The following is a 17,532-nucleotide window of genomic DNA, read 5'->3' as shown; positions in this document are numbered from 1 at the left end:
GCCAAAGCAGTATCAGGCCGAGAAGAACGCCATCATTACCGGAACCAGCAGGCTTAAAATAAAGCCGTGGACGATAGCGGCAGGCACCATTTCCAACCCACCTGAACGCTGCAGCACCGGCAGGGTAAAGTCCATCGAGGTGGCCCCGCACAGGCCCAGCGCCGTGGAGCGGCTGCGGCGTACGAGGCCTGGGATCAGCATAATGGCGATCAGCTCGCGTCCCAGGTCATTAAAGAAGGCGGCGCTGCCAATCACCGGACCAAAGGATTCGGTTAACAGAATGCCGGACAGAGAATACCAGCCAAAACCGGAGGCCATCGCCAGCGCGGTATTGAGCGGCAGGTCGAGAATAAAGGCATTGATCACTCCGCCCACCATCGAGCTACCCACCACGACCACGGCGACCATCATTCCCCGACGGTTGAGCACGATCTGTTTTAAGGTCATGCCGTTATTGCGCAGCTGAATACCAATCAGGAACAGCAGGAAGATCAGGGTGTATTCGCTGGCCTCGGTGGCGTGCTGTAAAAAATCCAGCCCGCTGAGCCCCAGAAGAAAGCCAATCACCACCACGCCGCACAGTTTTAATGACTCCAGCGCCATTGCAATCCGTGAAGGTAATTTTTCCTGCTGGTGATAGTTACGCCACGGAATAGTGCGCTCCAGCCAGAACAGGGCCGCAATATTACACAGCAAAATAACCACAATTGTAATAATGGAATAATGCAGAATGGAGAGCAGATTGGCGGCCAGATTATCGAGGAAGGCGAGGCTGATCCCCATAAAGAACAGAATGACGTAGACAATCCAGCTCAGAAAACGGTTGATCAGTTTTAAAGCCGATACCTGGCGAAGAGGAATAAGATAGCCCACGACAAGCGGGATCAAGATGATTAAGAGTCCTGAAAACATGAACAACCGGGTCCTTTATATGAGTGGCGCAGAGACACTACCCAATTCAGGCTGTTCAGTAAAGGTGCAAAAAAATAAAGCCGGGCGGCGCTGACGCGTGCCCGGCCTGGAGTGAGTACGAACTATTTTGTCAGTTGGGTAAACTAAGCGTTATCCGACACCACGTCACTCGCACTGGCAGTCGATTTTTTTTGCAGCAGAGTGCGGTACAGCACGCCGCCAAGAATACCGCCCACAATTGGCATCACCCAGAACAGCCACAGCTGCTCCAGCGCCCAGCCACCCTGGAAAATAGCAACCGCGGTGCTGCGCGCCGGGTTAACCGAGGTGTTGGTAACCGGAATGCTGATCAAGTGGATGAGGGTCAGCGCCAGGCCAATGGCAATAGGGGCGAAACCGGCCGGGGCGTGTTTGTCGGTTGCGCCGTGGATCACCAGCAGGAAGCCCGCCGTCAGCACAATTTCAATCACGATAGCAGACAGCATCGAGAAGCCGCCCGGGGAGTGTTCGCCAAAGCCATTCGACGCAAAGCCGCTGGCCGCCGCGTCAAAGTCGGCCTTACCGCTGGCAATCACGTACAGAATCGCGGCAGCGATAATGCCGCCGATCACCTGGGCGATGATATAGCCAATCACGTCTTTTGCCGGGAAACGCCCGCCCGCCCACAGGCCGAGGGTCACGGCCGGGTTGAAGTGTCCGCCGGAGATATGGCCCACGGCATAGGCCATGGTTAATACGGTTAAACCAAATGCCAGTGACACACCGACAAAGCCAATCCCTAATTCTGGAAAGCCTGCCGCCAGAACCGCGCTACCGCAGCCACCAAATACTAACCAGAACGTACCAAAACATTCAGCTGCTAACTTTCTGAACATAACCACCTCAATAAAATAGCGCTTACCTGCGCAAGAAATGTTTATCGCCAAAAAAAGGGCGACGATATTTGAAGCGTCACTATTCTAAAAATGCGGCACCTCCCTCACCAGCTAAATAAATAAGGTAAGTTTGATTTAGGGCAATGAGTTGCTGATCCCTTTATAAAAGCCAGCCGAAAAAGCATAGTGCATTTTCTCCAGCTTTGACATTTACCCACGTTTAATTTTTTCAAGGCAAAACGTGTTGTTAAAATCTTAATTTTCGCGAGGGGTCGTTCACTATTCTAAAAGGCATCGCGTGTCGCATGCGCGTGCTGGCGTTATACTCCGGATAATTTAAAAGGAAAAAGTGGATCTCTCCCGGAGGGCACATGCTACTTGAACGTGTGGAAATCGTGGGTTTTCGCGGCATCAATCGTCTGTCGCTGATGCTCGAGCAAAACAACGTCCTGATTGGCGAAAACGCCTGGGGCAAGTCCAGCCTGCTGGATGCCCTGACTCTGCTGCTGTCGCCGGAATCTGACCTCTATCATTTTGTGCGCGACGACTTCTGGTTCCCACCCGGCGACGTGCTGGGGCGCGAACACCATCTGCATATCCTGTTGACCTTTTGCGAATCGGAGCCGGGCCGCCATCATGTCCGGCGCTATCGCCCGCTGGCCGACTGCTGGGTGAAATGCCCGGACAACTACCACCGTGTTTTTTATCGCCTGGAGGGCTCGCTGGCCGATGATGACAGCGTCTTAACCCTGCGTGAGTTTCTCGACGCCCAGGGCAACCCGCTGCCACTTGACGAGATTGACGACCTGGCGCGCCATCTGGTGCGGCTGATGCCGGTCCTGCGATTGCGCGATGCCCGCTTTATGCGGCGGATCCGCAACGACACAGTGCCACATATGCCCGACGTGGAGGTCACCGCCCGCGAGCTGGACTATCTGGCCCGCGAGCTGGTGGCCCGGCCGCAAAACTTGACCGACGGGCAGATCCGCCAGGGGCTGTCGGCGATGGTGCAGCTTCTGGAACACTACTTTTCCGAGCAGGGCACCTCACCAGTCCGCAATCGGCTGATGCGACGCCGATCGCACGACGAGCAGCGCAGCTGGCGCTATCTCGACATCATCAACCGGATGATCGACAGGCCCGGCGGCCGTTCGCACCGGGTGATCCTGCTGGGGTTGTTCTCCACCCTGCTGCAGGCGAAAGGAGCCGTCCGGCTGGACCGTGACGCCCGCCCGCTACTGCTGGTGGAAGACCCCGAGACCCGCCTGCATCCCATCATGCTGTCGGTGGCATGGCACCTGCTTAACCTGCTGCCTCTGCAGCGCATCACCACCACCAATTCCGGGGAACTGCTGTCGTTAACCCCGGTTGAGCACGTCTGCAGGCTGGTACGCGAATCGTCGCGCGTTACCGCATACCGCCTCGGGCCGGGGGGGATGAGCGCCGAAGATGGTCGGCGGATCGCTTTTCATATTCGCTTCAACCGCGCATCCTCGCTGTTTGCCCGCTGCTGGCTGCTGGTGGAAGGGGAGACCGAAACCTGGGTCATCAACGAACTGGCCCGCCAGTGTGGCCATCACTTCGACGCCGAGGGCATTAAGGTAATTGAGTTCGCCCAGTCGGGCTTAAAGCCGCTGGTGAAATTTGCCCGGCGGATGGGCATCGAGTGGCATGTGCTGGTGGACGGCGACGAGGCGGGCAAGAAATATGCTGCCACCGTGCGTGGGCTGCTTAACAATGATCGGGAAGAAGAGCGTGAACATCTGACGATGCTGCCCGCCATGGACATGGAGCATTTCATGTACCGGCAGGGGTTTTCCGACGTGTTCCACCGGGTGGCGATGCTGCCGGAAAATATTCCGATGAACATCCGGCGGGTGATCACCAAAGCGATCCACCGCTCGTCTAAACCGGATCTGGCAATAGAGGTGGCCATGGAGGCCGGGCGCAGAGGGGTGGAATCTGTGCCCACCCTGCTGCGCAAAATGTTCTCCCGCGTGCTGTGGCTGGCGCGCGGCAGAGCGGATTAACGAAACAGCCCGGACATGTGCGCCGGGATCGCATCCAGCAGCTGATGACGGCGGCGATACTCAGCGCGTTTTTTGCTGGCGATCTCGGCCTCGCTTTTACGCGCGACGGTGCCGGGAATATGAAAATAGCCGTTGGCATCGCACTCGCCGCCGACGGTCTCCCAGAAGCCGCTGTAGTCGGCGTGGATCTTATCCTTTTTATCGCGATAGCGCAGGCTGCGATAGATATGCGTTTCGTTGCTCACCGCCAGAATCTGCGTCACCTCGAAGCGGGCGGCAAACTGGCAAATCGCCTCCATCACCAGACGTTTCGGGAACAGCCCGTGACAGGCTTTGGTCGCCTTCTGGATCTCCTCATGCGGTAACTCGCGCTTGCCGCCCTGCAAACCGCCGATAAACAACGTCGGTTGATTCTGGTACTGGCAGAGCGTGAAGGTCATTTCCGCCAGCGTTTCACCCTCGTCGTTTCGCATCAGGATCGTGCTTTCCCCTTCTTTATCCAGGGTGATCATCATGGTGAGCTCAAGGGTGTACTGTTCGCCGTTTTTACCCTCCAGCTGAGCCAGCACCAGTCCGTTGCCCTGCATATAGTCGCGCAGCTCCTTGGGCGTCAGGGTGGCGTACAGCCGGGCGTAGTGGTAGCGGATGGCCTCCAGCAGCTGCTTACGGTCGAGATTGACGGCCAGATAGGGGCGATGCAGGCGTACGGGCAGGCGCGGCTGGCGGGTCAACAGCTCAACGAGATCCGGAAAATGTGCCAGTGCGTTCATCCATTCCAGGCTTAAGCGGGGCATCAGCAATGAGCGCAGGAGGAACTTAAGCCGGAAGCTGCGGCGGTGCCAGAACTGACCCGGGCGCCATTTACCGCTAAACAGATTGAAGAACAATCCCAGACGGGTCATGGAGCGAGACGGGGCAAAAGTGTGTTCGGTAAGCTGCGACATGGTGAAACCATCCAGTAGAATTGATGTATTTATTTCACCATCCGTATACTTAACCAAATATCAATAAGTCTGATACTCTCATCACCTTTCAAATTTTGTTTAACCGCTGTTGAAGTTATCCTTCTCATTTTGATGGATCACACGAAGGACTCAGGATCGCTATGAATATCAGGAGAAAGCTTAAAAAACGGTACGTGATAGCCGCGCTTATCATTATCGTTGCGCTGATTACCGCCTGGAGAACGCTTAACGCGCCGGTGCCGCACTATACGACGCTGATTGTCCGTCCGGGCGAGCTGCAGCAGAACGTGCTGGCGACCGGCAAGCTGGATGCGCTACGTAAAGTTGACGTGGGCGCGCAGGTGAGCGGGCAGCTGAAAACGCTGTCGGTAGAGATCGGCGATAAGGTCAAAAAAGGCCAGCTGCTGGGGGTGATTGATCCGGAGCAGGCTGAAAACCAGATCAAAGAGGTCGAAGCGACCCTGATGGAGCTGCGTGCGCAGCGCAGCCAGGCCGATGCTGAACGCAAGCTGGCGCAGGTGACGCTGAATCGTCAACGCCAGCTGGCCACCACCCAGGCGATTTCGCAGCAGGAACTGGACACCGCCGCCACCGAACTGGCGGTGAAACAGGCGCAGATTGGCACCATTGATGCGCAGATCAAACGCAATCAGGCCACGCTGGATAGCGCCAAAACTAACCTCGATTACACCCGCATTGTGGCCCCGATGGGCGGAGAAGTGACGCAAATCACTACCCTGCAGGGCCAGACGGTGATTGCTGCCCAGCAGGCGCCAAACATTCTGACCCTGGCGGACATGAGCACCATGCTGGTGAAGGCTCAGGTGTCCGAGGCGGACGTTATCCACCTTAAGCCGGGGCAAAAAGCCTGGTTTACGGTGTTGGGCGATCCGCAGACCCGCTACGAAGGTGTGCTGAAAGACATTCTGCCGACGCCGGAGAAGGTCAACGACGCCATTTTTTACCATGCCCGTTTTGAAGTGCCTAACCCGCAAGGGGTGCTGCGCCTTGAGATGACTGCACAGGTGCATATTCAGCTGACCGGGGTAAAGAACGTGCTGACCATTCCGCTGGCGGCGCTGGGAGAATCGGCAGGTGACAACCGCTATAAAGTGAAAGTGCTGCGTAACGGGGAGACCCGAGAGCGTGAAGTCAGCCTCGGCGCACGCAACGACACTGACGTGGTGGTGGTGAAAGGGCTGGAAGAGGGTGACGAAGTCGTCATTAGCGAGACCCAGCCAGGGGCGGCGCAATGACCGCACTGCTTGAGCTGAATGACATTCGCCGCAGCTATCCCTCCGGGGATGGGCCGGTGGAGGTACTGAAAGGCATCACCCTGCGGGTGGAAGCGGGGGAGATGGTGGCGATTATCGGTGCCTCGGGTTCCGGTAAATCGACGCTGATGAATATCCTCGGCTGCCTGGATAAACCCACCAGCGGCACCTATCGCGTGGCCGGAACCGATATCGCCACGCTGGATGGCGACGCGCTGGCGAAACTGCGCCGGGAGCACTTCGGCTTTATCTTCCAGCGCTACCATCTGCTGTCGCACCTTAGCGCCGTGCAAAACGTGGAAGTGCCTGCAGTTTATGCGGGCGTGGAGCGCAAAAAACGGCTTGAGCGGGCCCAGGCGCTGTTAACCCGGCTGGGGCTGGGCGAGCGGGTGGATTATCAGCCTTCGCAGCTGTCTGGTGGGCAGCAGCAGCGGGTGAGTATCGCCCGTGCGCTAATGAACGGCGGACAGGTGATCCTGGCCGATGAACCGACCGGGGCGCTGGACAGCCACTCCGGGGAGGAGGTAATGGCGATCCTCCACCAACTGCGGGATCAGGGGCATACGGTGATCATCGTGACCCACGATCCGCAGGTCGCGGCGCAGGCCGGGCGGATCGTCGAGATCCGCGACGGCGAGTTAGTCAGCAATCCCCCGCCCAACAGCAATGGCTCCCGGCGACAGGAAGTGGTCCTGCCGCCTCCATCCGGCTGGCGACAGTTTGCCAGCAGCTTTCGCGAGGCGCTGACCATGGCGTGGCTGGCGATGGCCGCCAATAAGATGCGTACTTTGCTGACGATGCTCGGGATCATCATCGGCATCGCTTCGGTGGTGTCGATTGTGGTGGTGGGCGATGCCGCAAAACAGCTGGTGTTGGCAGACATTCGCGCCATCGGCACCAATACCATCGACGTCTATCCAGGCAAAGATTTTGGCGATGACGAGCCGCAGTATCAACAAGCGCTGAAATATGACGATCTCGCCGCCATCCAGAAGCAGCCGTGGGTTAACTCCGCCACGCCTGCGGTGTCCCAGAGCCTGCGGCTGCGCTACGGAAACATTGACGTAGCGGCCAGCGCCAACGGGGTCAGCGGTGACTATTTTAACGTCTACGGCATGACCTTCAGCGAAGGGACCACCTTTAACGCCGAGCAGCTCTCGGGCAGGGCGCAGGTGGTGGTGCTGGACGCCAACTCCCGGCGGCAGCTGTTCCCCAACAAAGCCAGCGTGGTGGGAGAGATTATCCTGGTAGGCAATATGCCTGCGACGGTGATTGGGGTGGCGCAAGAGAAGCAGTCGATGTTTGGTAGCAGCAAAATTTTGCGCGTCTGGCTGCCGTATTCCACCATTTCCGGGCGCATTATGGGCCAGTCGTGGCTCAACTCGATCACCGTGCGGGTGAAAGAGGGTTACGACAGCACGCTGGCGGAACAGCAGCTTGAACGGATGCTGCTGCTGCGCCACGGCAAGAAAGATGTCTTCACCTGGAACATGGACGGTCTCTTGAAAACGGCTGAAAAGACCACACGTACTTTACAGCTCTTTCTCACGCTGGTGGCGATCATCTCCCTGCTGGTGGGGGGCATTGGGGTGATGAATATCATGCTGGTGTCGGTGACTGAGCGCACGCGTGAAATCGGTATCCGGATGGCGGTCGGTGCCCGGGCCAGCGATGTGCTGCAACAGTTTTTGATTGAAGCGGTGCTGGTTTGTCTGGTGGGCGGCGCGCTGGGAATTTCGCTGTCACTGATGATCGCTTTTACGCTGCAGCTGTTTTTACCCGGCTGGGAAATTGGCTTCTCGCCGATGGCGTTACTGACCGCGTTCCTCTGTTCAACCTTTACCGGGGTGCTATTCGGCTGGCTACCGGCGCGCAATGCAGCGCGACTGGATCCGGTGGACGCGTTGGCCAGGGAGTAAGTTTTTTGTCGGACAAGACGCAAATAAAAATGCCAGCCGATCGGGCTGGCATTTTGAGTGCGGGGTGTACACAATAAAACAGAGAGCTACGCCACCGCTTCTGCTTCGACAGGCACAATGACGCTGGCATGATTGCCTTTCGGCCCCAGGTGTACATCGAACCGGACGGCCTGCCCGGCTTTTAACGTTCTGTAACCATCCATCTGAATGGTTGAGTAATGGGCGAATATGTCTTCGCCACCACCTTCAGGGCAAATGAAACCAAACCCTTTGGCGTTGTTGAACCACTTAACAGTACCCGTTTCCATGCTTCGACATCCTTCGAAATCTTATTAGTAAGATGTATTGAACCGGTGGTGGAGCGGGGGCTGGTTAAAACCTCGCCAACTCACGCCTGTACAATTTAGATAAACCAAAGAGATCGTCAAGCATTTGCCGGGGTTATGGGGTGAAAAATGAATCAAAATTTGAAGCAGTTAACGCTATTGACGGGTATTGTGACAGATATCGCGGATGGCAATAATAGATGTGAGTTATCTGACATCTGAGGTAGATTCAAGGTATGTATAGCCTTCGGCCTGCGTCAGAACACGTGACCGGAGACCATAAAACGATGATGACGACTGACAATGGGTAAGACGAACGACTGGCTGGATTTTGACAAGTTGGCGGAAGATAAAGTGCGCGACGCGCTAAAACCGCCATCTATGTATAAAGTTATGTTAATGAACGATGATTACACGCCGATGGAATTTGTTATTGACGTGCTACAAAAGTTCTTTTCTTATGATGTAGAACGTGCAACGCAACTGATGCTTACGGTTCACTATCATGGCAAAGCGATCTGCGGCGTGTTTACGGCAGAAGTCGCCGAAACCAAAGTGGCGATGGTGAACGAGTACGCGAGGGAGAATGAGCATCCGTTGCTGTGTACGCTGGAAAAAGCCTGAATAAGGCAATGAAAATTGGGGGAGGTGCCTATGCTCAATCAAGAACTGGAACTCAGTTTAAACATGGCTTTCGCCAGAGCGCGTGAGCACCGACATGAATTTATGACGGTCGAGCACTTGCTGCTTGCACTGCTTAGCAATCCATCCGCCCGTGAAGCGCTGGAAGCGTGCTCCGTGGATCTGGTCGCACTGCGCCAGGAGCTCGAAGCCTTCATCGAACAAACCACACCGGTGCTGCCCGTCAGCGAAGAGGAGCGCGACACGCAGCCGACGCTCAGCTTCCAGCGCGTTCTGCAGCGCGCGGTATTCCACGTCCAGTCCTCCGGACGTAGCGAAGTTACCGGCGCCAACGTGCTGGTTGCCATCTTCAGCGAGCAGGAGTCGCAGGCTGCGTATCTTCTGCGTAAGCACGAAGTCAGCCGCCTCGACGTGGTGAACTTCATCTCTCATGGAACGCGCAAAGACGAGCCGAATCAGGCATCGGATTCCAGCAATCAGGTTAACAGCGAAGAGCAAGCAGGCGGGGAGGAACGTATGGAAAACTTCACCACCAATCTTAACCAGCTTGCTCGCGTTGGCGGTATCGACCCGCTGATCGGCCGCGATAAAGAGCTGGAACGAGCAATTCAGGTCCTGTGCCGTCGTCGCAAGAACAACCCGCTGCTGGTGGGGGAGTCGGGCGTGGGTAAAACCGCCATCGCCGAAGGGCTGGCCTGGCGTATCGTGCAGGGCGACGTACCGGAAGTGATCGCCGATTGCACCATTTACTCGCTCGATATTGGCTCTCTGCTGGCCGGAACCAAGTACCGCGGTGATTTTGAAAAACGTTTCAAAGCGCTGCTCAAGCAGCTGGAGCAGGATACCAGCAGCATCCTGTTTATTGATGAGATCCATACCATCATTGGTGCCGGTGCGGCATCGGGTGGCCAGGTGGATGCGGCTAACCTGATAAAACCGCTGCTCTCCAGCGGCAAGATTCGTGTGATGGGCTCGACCACCTATCAGGAGTTCAGCAACATTTTCGAAAAAGACCGTGCTCTGGCGCGTCGCTTCCAGAAAATCGACATCACTGAGCCTTCTGTTGAAGAGACTGTACAGATAATCAACGGCCTGAAACCGAAGTACGAAGCGCACCACGACGTGCGTTATACCGCGAAAGCGGTGCGTGCGGCGGTGGAGCTGGCGGTGAAATATATCAACGACCGTCATCTACCGGATAAAGCGATTGATGTGATCGACGAAGCGGGCGCGCGTGCGCGTCTGATGCCGGTCAGCAAGCGTAAGAAAACGGTTAACGTGGCGGATATAGAATCCGTAGTCGCACGCATCGCGCGTATCCCTGAGAAGAGTGTTTCTCAGAGCGACCGCGACACGCTGAAAAACCTCAGCGATCGTCTGAAAATGCTGGTCTTTGGGCAGGGTAAAGCCATTGAGGCGTTAACCGAAGCCATTAAGATGGCCCGCGCCGGACTGGGGCACGACCATAAGCCAGTGGGTTCTTTCCTGTTCGCCGGTCCGACCGGGGTAGGGAAAACCGAGGTCACGGTTCAGCTCTCCAAAGCGCTGGGCATTGAGCTGCTGCGTTTTGATATGTCCGAGTATATGGAGCGTCACACCGTCAGTCGTCTGATCGGTGCGCCTCCGGGATATGTGGGCTTTGACCAGGGCGGCCTGCTTACCGATGCGGTGATTAAGCATCCGCACGCGGTTCTGCTGCTCGATGAAATCGAGAAAGCGCACCCGGACGTCTTTAACCTGCTGCTGCAGGTCATGGACAACGGCACGCTGACCGACAACAACGGGCGCAAGGCGGACTTCCGCAACGTGGTGATGGTGATGACCACCAACGCCGGGGTGCGTGAAACCGAGCGTAAATCCATTGGCCTGATCCACCAGGATAACAGCACCGATGCGATGGAAGAGATCAAGAAGGTCTTTACGCCGGAGTTCCGTAACCGTCTGGACAACATTATCTGGTTCGATCACCTGTCGACCGAGGTGATCCATCAGGTGGTGGACAAGTTCATCGTCGAGCTGCAGGTTCAGCTGGATCAGAAAGGCGTGTCGCTGGAAGTCAGTCAGGAGGCGCGCGACTGGCTGGCCGAGAAAGGCTACGACCGTGCAATGGGTGCCCGTCCAATGGCGCGTGTGATTCAGGACAACCTGAAGAAACCGCTGGCCAACGAGCTGCTGTTTGGCTCACTGGTGGACGGCGGCCAGGTGACGGTGGCGCTGGACCAGGAGAAGGGCGAGCTGACGTACGATTTCCAGAGTGCGCAGAAGCATAAGCCGGAAGCGGCACACTAAGATTTTGTACTGATGATAAAAACCGGGCGAAAGCCCGGTTTTTTTATGCCTGAATAAAATCAGCAAGTTGTGGGGATCCCATTGCCATGGCGACATCAAACTTTGCGAGGCGCTATCCAGAATTGAAACAAGATTATTGCTGGATAAAACCACAGTAATAAAATGGCGGCGCACCTGCAAAATCAGGTGTCAGGATTGGCGTCCTGAGAGTGTGCACAATGAAAATTACCCGTGCATAAAGGATGATTTATGCTTAATGAAAATACTATTTCCCAACTATATAGCGAACTCGAACTCAACACCCCCGATCTCGCCACCCTCGCAGCGCGCTGCAACCTGCTGACTGAAATCCTGGTGGATTGCGACTCGCTACCGCAAACGCAGCCCATCGCTCGCTGCCTTGCCGCTTATCTTGAGGCATTCAACGCTGAGCTCGAAAAATCGATGACTGATTTTCGCGTGCTTGATGACGATGAGTTACAACCTGCGCAGAGAAAAGAGTGGCTGCTGGACAGCACCGAAACCCAGTGCGACTACTGCCGCGCGCTAAACCATGTCCTGCTGGTGTCGCATTTCGATCGCGATCAGCTCCCGCATCTCACCGGGCTGCTACACGATATTACACATAGCATGCTGGCAGATATGACGGTGGTGAGCATTCACTGATGCCAATCCTGCGCCTGAGACATTCAGGCGCACTAGCCACAAATTTCAACCCGTCGGCGCTCTTCACTTGGCGTAATCGAAAAGACTTTTTTATACAGGGTGCTGAAATGGCTGCTGTTGGCAAAACCGCACAGGAAGGCGATTTCGGTAATGGTCATGTCGGTTTCACGGACTTTTACCCGAGCCGATACCAGCCTCAGGTGCTTAACATAATTTTCTGGCGTCATGCCTGTTGCGGCTTTGATATGCCGAAACGCGGTTCTTGGCGTTAAATGAAACTGCTTTGCGAGGTCATTCCAGTCATACTCTTCAAAACAGTTTTCCTGTAAGTGGTTCAGCAGCTTATGCAATTTATAACGGGTGTTGTTATGGTTAACCTCCGACTGCGCCTGCAGCAGCGTATTGACCAGCTGGAAAAAAAGCGACTCCCGCTGCTCAGCCCGGAGCGGCTGGGAACTGAAGATTTTATCAATTAGCGAATTACACTGCATTCGCGCATCCGGTGCCAGCCACGTATAGCAGCGCGCATCCCGCACCGAGAATCGTTGCAGAAGGGATTCTGTTTGCTGTAAGAAAACAAAATTAGCCACGGGATTGATAAGGATATTGATTAGCTTCAACGTCCCCAGTTCATCATAAAAGTGAGAGTCGCCGCGCTGCACATAAAAAATATCCCCTTGCTGGATATAAAGTGGCTTTCCATTAATAACGTGCAGACCATGTCCTTGCTCAACAATAACCAGTTCATCAAATTCATGGCAATGCTCGCAGCTATTGTCTTCCGGGTCGCTTCTATAAAGCGCGAGTTTGTCGTGGATGGAACTGAAATAATGCTCAACGGTTAAGGTGTTCATAAATTATCCTGCGGCAAGGAAAGCTGCGAGCACCTTAATAGATTTACCCACCCGACAGAAGCCCTCTTTTACAAAGTGTGAACATTCTCAGGTCGACCTCACTCGCAGTGCCAACCTTCGCAGGGGGTTGGCACTATCAGAGTGGCTGGGTTTCCGGATGAACTTTATTCTGCCTAAAATCTTACAGAGGACGCAGTATGTCTCAGGCAATCCAGCAGCACCATAATCTCACTATGCTTCGCGATGAGCAGTTCCTTGCCAACGCCAGCGCATTAATGCCAACGCTCCATTCTCAGGCGATTTCGCCGGTCAGCGTCATCAACCCGGTTGCCGACGGTTCCGCATTGCTCGGCTGGCGCGCCGAAAAGATAGCCGATGCCAGCACATGGCTGACAAAAAGCTTCTCGCCGGGCGATACCTTTATTCTGGATTTTGGCACCCACGGTGTCGGCTGGTTAAATTTTAGCTGTGAAGCCGCAGGCAGTCCGCCGGATGCACCTGCCCATCTGGAGTTTATTTTTGGCGAAACGCTGTGCGAAATGGCCGAGCCGTTCAGCGATTATCAAGGATGGTTAAGCAGCAGCTGGTTACAACAACATCATGAATATCTTGATATCCTGCCGGCAGATATTACGCTGGCACGCCGCTACTGCTTCCGTTATCTGAAAATTCGCGTCGTGGCGCTCTCGCCAAAATATCAGCTGCGCTTTAAGCAGATCACCTTAAATAGCGTCAGCTCCGCCCCACTGGAATATCCAGCCTGTGAATCTGCCGATCCTCAGCTGCGAAAAATAGATGAAGTGGCGGTCAGAACCCTGCGCAATTGCATGCAGGAGGTGTTCGAAGACGGGCCGAAGCGCGATCGTCGTTTATGGCTGGGCGATCTGCGCTTACAGGCGCTGGTAAATGACGTTACCTTCGCGAATCACGACCTTGTTCGCCGCTGCCTGTATCTGTTTGCCGGTCATCGCCGCGCAGACGGGATGGTGTCTGCCAATATCTTTGTTCGTCCTGATGTGGTGGCTGACGATACGTTTCTGTTTGATTATTCACTCTTTTTTGTCGACACCCTCTACAACTATCTGCAGGCGACCGACGACAGACACACAGCCGAAGCCCTGTGGCCTGTCGCCCTTCGTCAGATCGAACTGGCGCTGGCGCGTTGCCATGACGGGCTGGTCATCGATGGTGACGACTGGTGGTCGTTTATCGACTGGCACGATCGGCTTAATAAGCAGGCCGCATCCCAGGGAGTGCTCATCTACTGCATCGAAAAAGCCGTTCGGCTGGCAGAGATTTGCGACCCTGCCCAAGGCGCAATGCTGAACGACAAGCTGGCACAGGTGAAACGTGCGGCCCATCAGCTGTGGGATGAGTCAGCGGGATTTTATGTCAGCGGCGCTCAGCGCCAGATCAGCGCCGCCTCGCAAATCTGGCTGGTGCTGGCCGACGTGGGCGATGTGGCGCATCAGCAAAATGTTCTCAGCAATTTGATTCAGTCTCCCCCATCAGTGGGAATGAACACCCCCTATCTACGCCATCACTTTATTGCCGCGCTGTTGAAATGCGGGCTGCGTGAACGTGCCGTGGCCGAGATTAAAGCCTACTGGGGGGCGATGGTGGACGACGGGGCGGATACCTTCTGGGAATTATTTGATCCAGAAAGACCCGATTTCTCTCCTTATGGCAGTAAGCTCATCAACAGTTACTGCCATGCGTGGAGCTGTACCCCGGCCTGGTTTATCCGCCAGTTCGGTCTCTGATAAACAACTATAAAGTGGACAAAATGGCTAAATCATTCTTAATGCTATGGCGGCAACGGTTAGGCTACGGGATCGCCGATCTCTCCTGTAACCTGGTCTGGCAGCTGATTTCCCTGTATCTGATGTTCTTTTATACCGATGTGATGAACTTACCGGCTTACTGGGTCGGGATCATGTTCCTCGTGACGCGGCTGGTCGATGGCGTGGCGGATGTGTTGATGGGGCTGATGATCGACAATACCACCACCCGCTGGGGGCGCTGCCGCCCGTGGCTGCTGATTGGCGCGGTACCCTTTGGTTTGATGTGTATTCTGGCATTTTACGTTCCTGATTTCGGTACCACCGGGAAGCTGATCTATGCCTTCATCACCTATCTCTGCCTGTCATTCCTGTACACCATCGTCAATATTCCCTTCTGCGCGATGCTGCCGTTCCTGACTGCGGATTCACAGGAGCGCACCACCTTATCGGCTGTGCGTATTCTGTTGGGCTCGCTGGGCTCCACCATTGTGGCGGTTGCCACGCTGCCGCTGGTCGGCGCATTGGGACAGGGCAATCAGGCGCAGGGGTTTTTGTACACCGCCATTGTGTTTGGCGTGATTGCGACCTTCTTCCTGCTGATCAGTTTCCGCAACGTTGAGGAGAAGATCACGATCACCCAGGAGCGCATGACGCTTAAACGTGCCTGGACGGGCCTGAAATCTAACACGCCGTGGAAAGTATTCGCGCTGAACATCTTCCTGATGTGGGGCGCGTTCTTCTTCCAGACCGGGGCGCTGGTCTATTTCTTCCATTACTACGTCGGCAGCAGTGAACTGACCGCCATCGTGGCCGGGATCGCCTCCTTTGTGCCGTTGCTCGGTACGCTGACGGTGCCGTTCCTCGCGGGCAAAATGAAAAAACGCCATGTCTACCTGGTGGCCAGCACCATTAACCTTATCGGTATGGGCATCATGATTGTCGCCGGGGTGAACTACTGGGGATTAATTATTGGTGCCATCGTCCTGTCGCTTGGCGCAGGCCAGCGTACTGCAATCTACTTCTCAATGCAGGCCGACCCGGTGGATTACGGCGTCTGGAAAACGGGTATCAATACCGCGGGTATTTTGACCTCCATCAACGGCTTTCTCGGCAAGGTGGCGATGGCAGGGGCAGGGGCGATCACCGGTTTTCTGCTCTCTTCGGGCGGCTATATTGCGAACAGCGTGCAATCCCCGGACGCGCTGTTTGCCATCAAAGCCTGCTATCTGTGGATCCCCGCCGGGCTGATTGTGGCGTCGATGTTCTGGATCGGTCGCTTCTACCGGCTCGACGATAGCTTCGAGGCGATCCGGGCCGATCTGGATGCCGGAATTTTCGCGAAAGACGACGAACCTAAACTTAAAAAATCTGCCGTTATTTAAACTGACCCCTTTCTGATAACAGGACATCTATGCGCATCTCTGTGATGAGCGCAGCGGTTTGCTGCGCCCTTTTTTCACCGTCGTATGTGTTTGCCGACGGACAAAGTGTTGAACAACGTCTGGCGCAGCTGGAGCAGCGTCTGAGCATGGCGGAACAACGTACCGCCGAGGCAGAAAAGCGTGCGGTTAAAGCAGAAGAGCAGGTCGCGACTCTGAGCCAGCAGGCCCAGGCCACCGATAAAAAAGTGGAAACCGTCAGCCAAAAGCAGCAGAAAAACGCGCTCGCCGACGGGTTTGAATTTAATGCCTACGCCCGCTCTGGATTGCTGATCAATAACCACGGCAAAGGCGGACGCGGCGGGCCGGGCGTGTCGCCGGCCAGTTCCCTGAACGGTGACGCACACGTCGGGCGACTGGGTAACGAAGAAGATAATTACATCGAGCTCAGTTTCGGGAAGCGCATGACCTTTGATGACGGCTCGTGGGCGCATTTTAAAACCATGATTGCCGATGGCGCCACCAACCCCGATCCCTGGGTACAGGATAACGACAGCCACCACATCAACGTGCGACAGATGTACGTTGAGATGGGCAACTTCCCGGAGTTTTCCGGGCCGGTACAGAATGCTTACCTCTGGGCCGGGAAGCGTTTTGACAGGGACAACTTTGATATTCACTTCACCGACAGCGATATCATGTTCCTCGGCGGGACCGGAGCCGGGATCTACGACGTGCAGTGGACCAATAACCTGAAAGGTGACTATTCCCTGTATGGACGCAACTTCGGCGATCTGGGCAGTTCACATTATGAAGACAACGACATTCAGAACCTTATGCTCACGGCTAACCACTTCTACGGTAACTGGCAGCTGATGCTCACCGGCATGACGGCGCAGGGGAATGACGAACTTAAAGACAATACCTCCACGACGGGAAGTTATGCCCTGCGTAGCGACAACATCGCACAAAACGGGTACTACGCGATGCTGGCGTACCATGATAAACAGCAGTTTTATGGGCTGACCAAAGGGGTATCCGAAACTGCCCTGCAGTTTGGCGGGGGACTGGGGGCAGAAGCGCGTCAGCCGGGCAGCGACGGCGATCTGACGGATAATGCCACCTCGTTACGTTTCGCCTCGTATGGCATTCTGCCGGTGGCGAAAAACTGGGAAATTGCGCCGTCGGTTATTGCCCAGCACAGTGAAGATCGCTACCGCGACGGGGACCGTTACGACTGGGCAAGCTTCAACGTGCGTGCGTCTCAGGCCTTAAGTCCGCACTTTGCGCTGCTCTATGAAGCATCCTGGCAATATATGGATTTGGATCCCAACGGACGAACCTACCGTTCAGACGGCGAGGTGAATCAGTATCAGGCAGTGAAGGGGGATTTTTACAAGCTGACGTTTGCGCCGACGTTTAAAGTGGGCAACGTATTTGATATTAAGGCGCGACCGGAAATTCGCCTGTTTGCGACCTGGATGAACTGGGATAAAGAGCTGGATCGCTACGCCATCAACGATGACTTTGGCAGTAAGGGCTTTACCGCAGGCGGGACGTGGAACTTTGGCGTGCAGACTGAAATCTGGTTCTGACATGCTCTGAGCAACGCAAAAA

At 55.5% G+C, this 17,532-nt stretch carries 14 protein-coding genes; 9 read left to right on the top strand and 5 right to left on the bottom strand.

Going from position 1 to position 17,532, the window contains the following annotated elements; all coding sequences use genetic code 11:
• Positions 1-12 precede the first annotated feature (12 nt).
• Complete coding sequence (locus ACRDD5_RS16110; RefSeq protein ID WP_271282092.1) at positions 13-912, bottom strand: lysine exporter LysO family protein; 900 nt, start codon at positions 910-912, stop codon at positions 13-15.
• A gap of 143 nt (positions 913-1,055) precedes the next feature.
• Positions 1,056-1,787: an aquaporin Z gene (gene aqpZ, locus ACRDD5_RS16105; protein WP_438677331.1), complete on the bottom strand. Its 732-nt coding sequence runs from the start codon at positions 1,785-1,787 to the stop codon at positions 1,056-1,058.
• 371 nt (positions 1,788-2,158) lie between these two features.
• On the opposite strand from aqpZ, the gene ACRDD5_RS16100 reads away from it, so the two are divergent.
• On the top strand, positions 2,159-3,817 hold the full coding sequence (locus tag ACRDD5_RS16100) for an ATP-dependent endonuclease (protein WP_438677330.1): 1,659 nt from the start codon (positions 2,159-2,161) through the stop codon (positions 3,815-3,817).
• On the opposite strand, the gene ACRDD5_RS16095 is transcribed toward ACRDD5_RS16100, so the two are convergent.
• The gene (locus tag ACRDD5_RS16095; RefSeq protein ID WP_438677329.1) at positions 3,814-4,761 is read right to left on the bottom strand and encodes a VirK/YbjX family protein; all 948 of its coding nucleotides are present in this window, start codon (positions 4,759-4,761) and stop codon (positions 3,814-3,816) included. The two genes, ACRDD5_RS16100 and ACRDD5_RS16095, sit on opposite strands and share 4 nt — an antisense overlap.
• A gap of 161 nt (positions 4,762-4,922) precedes the next feature.
• On the opposite strand from ACRDD5_RS16095, the gene macA reads away from it, so the two are divergent.
• Positions 4,923-6,038, top strand: a complete 1,116-nt coding sequence (macA, locus tag ACRDD5_RS16090) for a macrolide transporter subunit MacA (RefSeq protein ID WP_438677328.1) — start codon at positions 4,923-4,925, stop codon at positions 6,036-6,038.
• Positions 6,035-7,975, top strand: a complete 1,941-nt coding sequence (gene macB, locus ACRDD5_RS16085; protein ID WP_438677327.1) for a macrolide ABC transporter ATP-binding protein/permease MacB — start codon at positions 6,035-6,037, stop codon at positions 7,973-7,975. Before macA ends, macB begins: the two co-directional genes overlap by 4 nt.
• Positions 7,976-8,061: 86 nt before the next feature.
• Here macB and cspD read toward each other — a convergent pair whose 3' ends face one another.
• Complete coding sequence (cspD, locus tag ACRDD5_RS16080; RefSeq protein WP_271282086.1) at positions 8,062-8,283, bottom strand: cold shock-like protein CspD; 222 nt, start codon at positions 8,281-8,283, stop codon at positions 8,062-8,064.
• A gap of 321 nt (positions 8,284-8,604) precedes the next feature.
• Between cspD and clpS the strand changes: the two genes are divergently transcribed.
• From clpS to ACRDD5_RS16065, 3 genes are all read left to right on the top strand, one after another.
• Positions 8,605-8,925: an ATP-dependent Clp protease adapter ClpS gene (gene clpS, locus ACRDD5_RS16075; RefSeq protein WP_271269399.1), complete on the top strand. Its 321-nt coding sequence runs from the start codon at positions 8,605-8,607 to the stop codon at positions 8,923-8,925.
• A 30-nt stretch (positions 8,926-8,955) separates the two neighbouring features.
• Positions 8,956-11,232 carry an ATP-dependent Clp protease ATP-binding subunit ClpA gene (gene clpA, locus ACRDD5_RS16070; RefSeq protein ID WP_271282085.1) on the top strand — a complete coding sequence of 759 codons (2,277 nt, stop codon included), beginning with the start codon at positions 8,956-8,958 and terminating at the stop codon, positions 11,230-11,232.
• A 249-nt stretch (positions 11,233-11,481) separates the two neighbouring features.
• Positions 11,482-11,898: a hypothetical protein gene (locus ACRDD5_RS16065; RefSeq protein ID WP_271282084.1), complete on the top strand. Its 417-nt coding sequence runs from the start codon at positions 11,482-11,484 to the stop codon at positions 11,896-11,898.
• Positions 11,899-11,930: 32 nt separating this feature from the next.
• Here ACRDD5_RS16065 and ACRDD5_RS16060 read toward each other — a convergent pair whose 3' ends face one another.
• Complete coding sequence (locus ACRDD5_RS16060; protein ID WP_271282083.1) at positions 11,931-12,752, bottom strand: helix-turn-helix domain-containing protein; 822 nt, start codon at positions 12,750-12,752, stop codon at positions 11,931-11,933.
• A gap of 197 nt (positions 12,753-12,949) precedes the next feature.
• On the opposite strand from ACRDD5_RS16060, the gene ACRDD5_RS16055 reads away from it, so the two are divergent.
• From ACRDD5_RS16055 to ACRDD5_RS16045, 3 genes are read left to right on the top strand one after another with little or no spacing between them, the layout of a single operon-like run.
• Positions 12,950-14,515 carry an alpha-L-rhamnosidase-related protein gene (locus tag ACRDD5_RS16055; protein ID WP_438677326.1) on the top strand — a complete coding sequence of 522 codons (1,566 nt, stop codon included), beginning with the start codon at positions 12,950-12,952 and terminating at the stop codon, positions 14,513-14,515.
• Between the two features lie 23 nt (positions 14,516-14,538).
• Entirely contained in the window at positions 14,539-15,918 is a 1,380-nt protein-coding gene (locus ACRDD5_RS16050) for an MFS transporter (RefSeq protein ID WP_271282081.1), read from the top strand.
• A gap of 29 nt (positions 15,919-15,947) precedes the next feature.
• Entirely contained in the window at positions 15,948-17,510 is a 1,563-nt protein-coding gene (locus ACRDD5_RS16045; RefSeq protein ID WP_438677325.1) for a carbohydrate porin, read from the top strand.
• Positions 17,511-17,532: the final 22 nt, after the last annotated feature.

The organism is Silvania sp., assembly GCF_051656365.1.
Taxonomy (GTDB): domain Bacteria; phylum Pseudomonadota; class Gammaproteobacteria; order Enterobacterales; family Enterobacteriaceae; genus Enterobacter; species Enterobacter hatchlandensis.
The sequence above is the reverse complement of the archived record's forward strand: the minus strand, read 5'-3'. Positions and strand labels throughout refer to the sequence as shown.

Excerpts from the sequence above, each read along its gene's own strand:
- ACRDD5_RS16100 (WP_438677330.1), top strand. The coding sequence starts at position 2,159 with ATGCTACTTGAACGTGTGGAAATCGTGGGTTTTCGCGGCATCAATCGT.
- clpS (WP_271269399.1), top strand. The coding sequence starts at position 8,605 with ATGGGTAAGACGAACGACTGGCTGGATTTTGACAAGTTGGCGGAAGAT.
- ACRDD5_RS16055 (WP_438677326.1), top strand. The coding sequence starts at position 12,950 with ATGTCTCAGGCAATCCAGCAGCACCATAATCTCACTATGCTTCGCGAT.
- ACRDD5_RS16045 (WP_438677325.1), top strand. The coding sequence starts at position 15,948 with ATGCGCATCTCTGTGATGAGCGCAGCGGTTTGCTGCGCCCTTTTTTCA.
- ACRDD5_RS16050 (WP_271282081.1), top strand. The coding sequence starts at position 14,539 with ATGGCTAAATCATTCTTAATGCTATGGCGGCAACGGTTAGGCTACGGG.
- cspD (WP_271282086.1), bottom strand. The coding sequence starts at position 8,283 with ATGGAAACGGGTACTGTTAAGTGGTTCAACAACGCCAAAGGGTTTGGT.
- ACRDD5_RS16110 (WP_271282092.1), bottom strand. The coding sequence starts at position 912 with ATGTTTTCAGGACTCTTAATCATCTTGATCCCGCTTGTCGTGGGCTAT.
- ACRDD5_RS16060 (WP_271282083.1), bottom strand. The coding sequence starts at position 12,752 with ATGAACACCTTAACCGTTGAGCATTATTTCAGTTCCATCCACGACAAA.
- ACRDD5_RS16095 (WP_438677329.1), bottom strand. The coding sequence starts at position 4,761 with ATGTCGCAGCTTACCGAACACACTTTTGCCCCGTCTCGCTCCATGACC.
- aqpZ (WP_438677331.1), bottom strand. The coding sequence starts at position 1,787 with ATGTTCAGAAAGTTAGCAGCTGAATGTTTTGGTACGTTCTGGTTAGTA.
- macA (WP_438677328.1), top strand. The coding sequence starts at position 4,923 with ATGAATATCAGGAGAAAGCTTAAAAAACGGTACGTGATAGCCGCGCTT.
- macB (WP_438677327.1), top strand. The coding sequence starts at position 6,035 with ATGACCGCACTGCTTGAGCTGAATGACATTCGCCGCAGCTATCCCTCC.
- ACRDD5_RS16065 (WP_271282084.1), top strand. The coding sequence starts at position 11,482 with ATGCTTAATGAAAATACTATTTCCCAACTATATAGCGAACTCGAACTC.
- clpA (WP_271282085.1), top strand. The coding sequence starts at position 8,956 with ATGCTCAATCAAGAACTGGAACTCAGTTTAAACATGGCTTTCGCCAGA.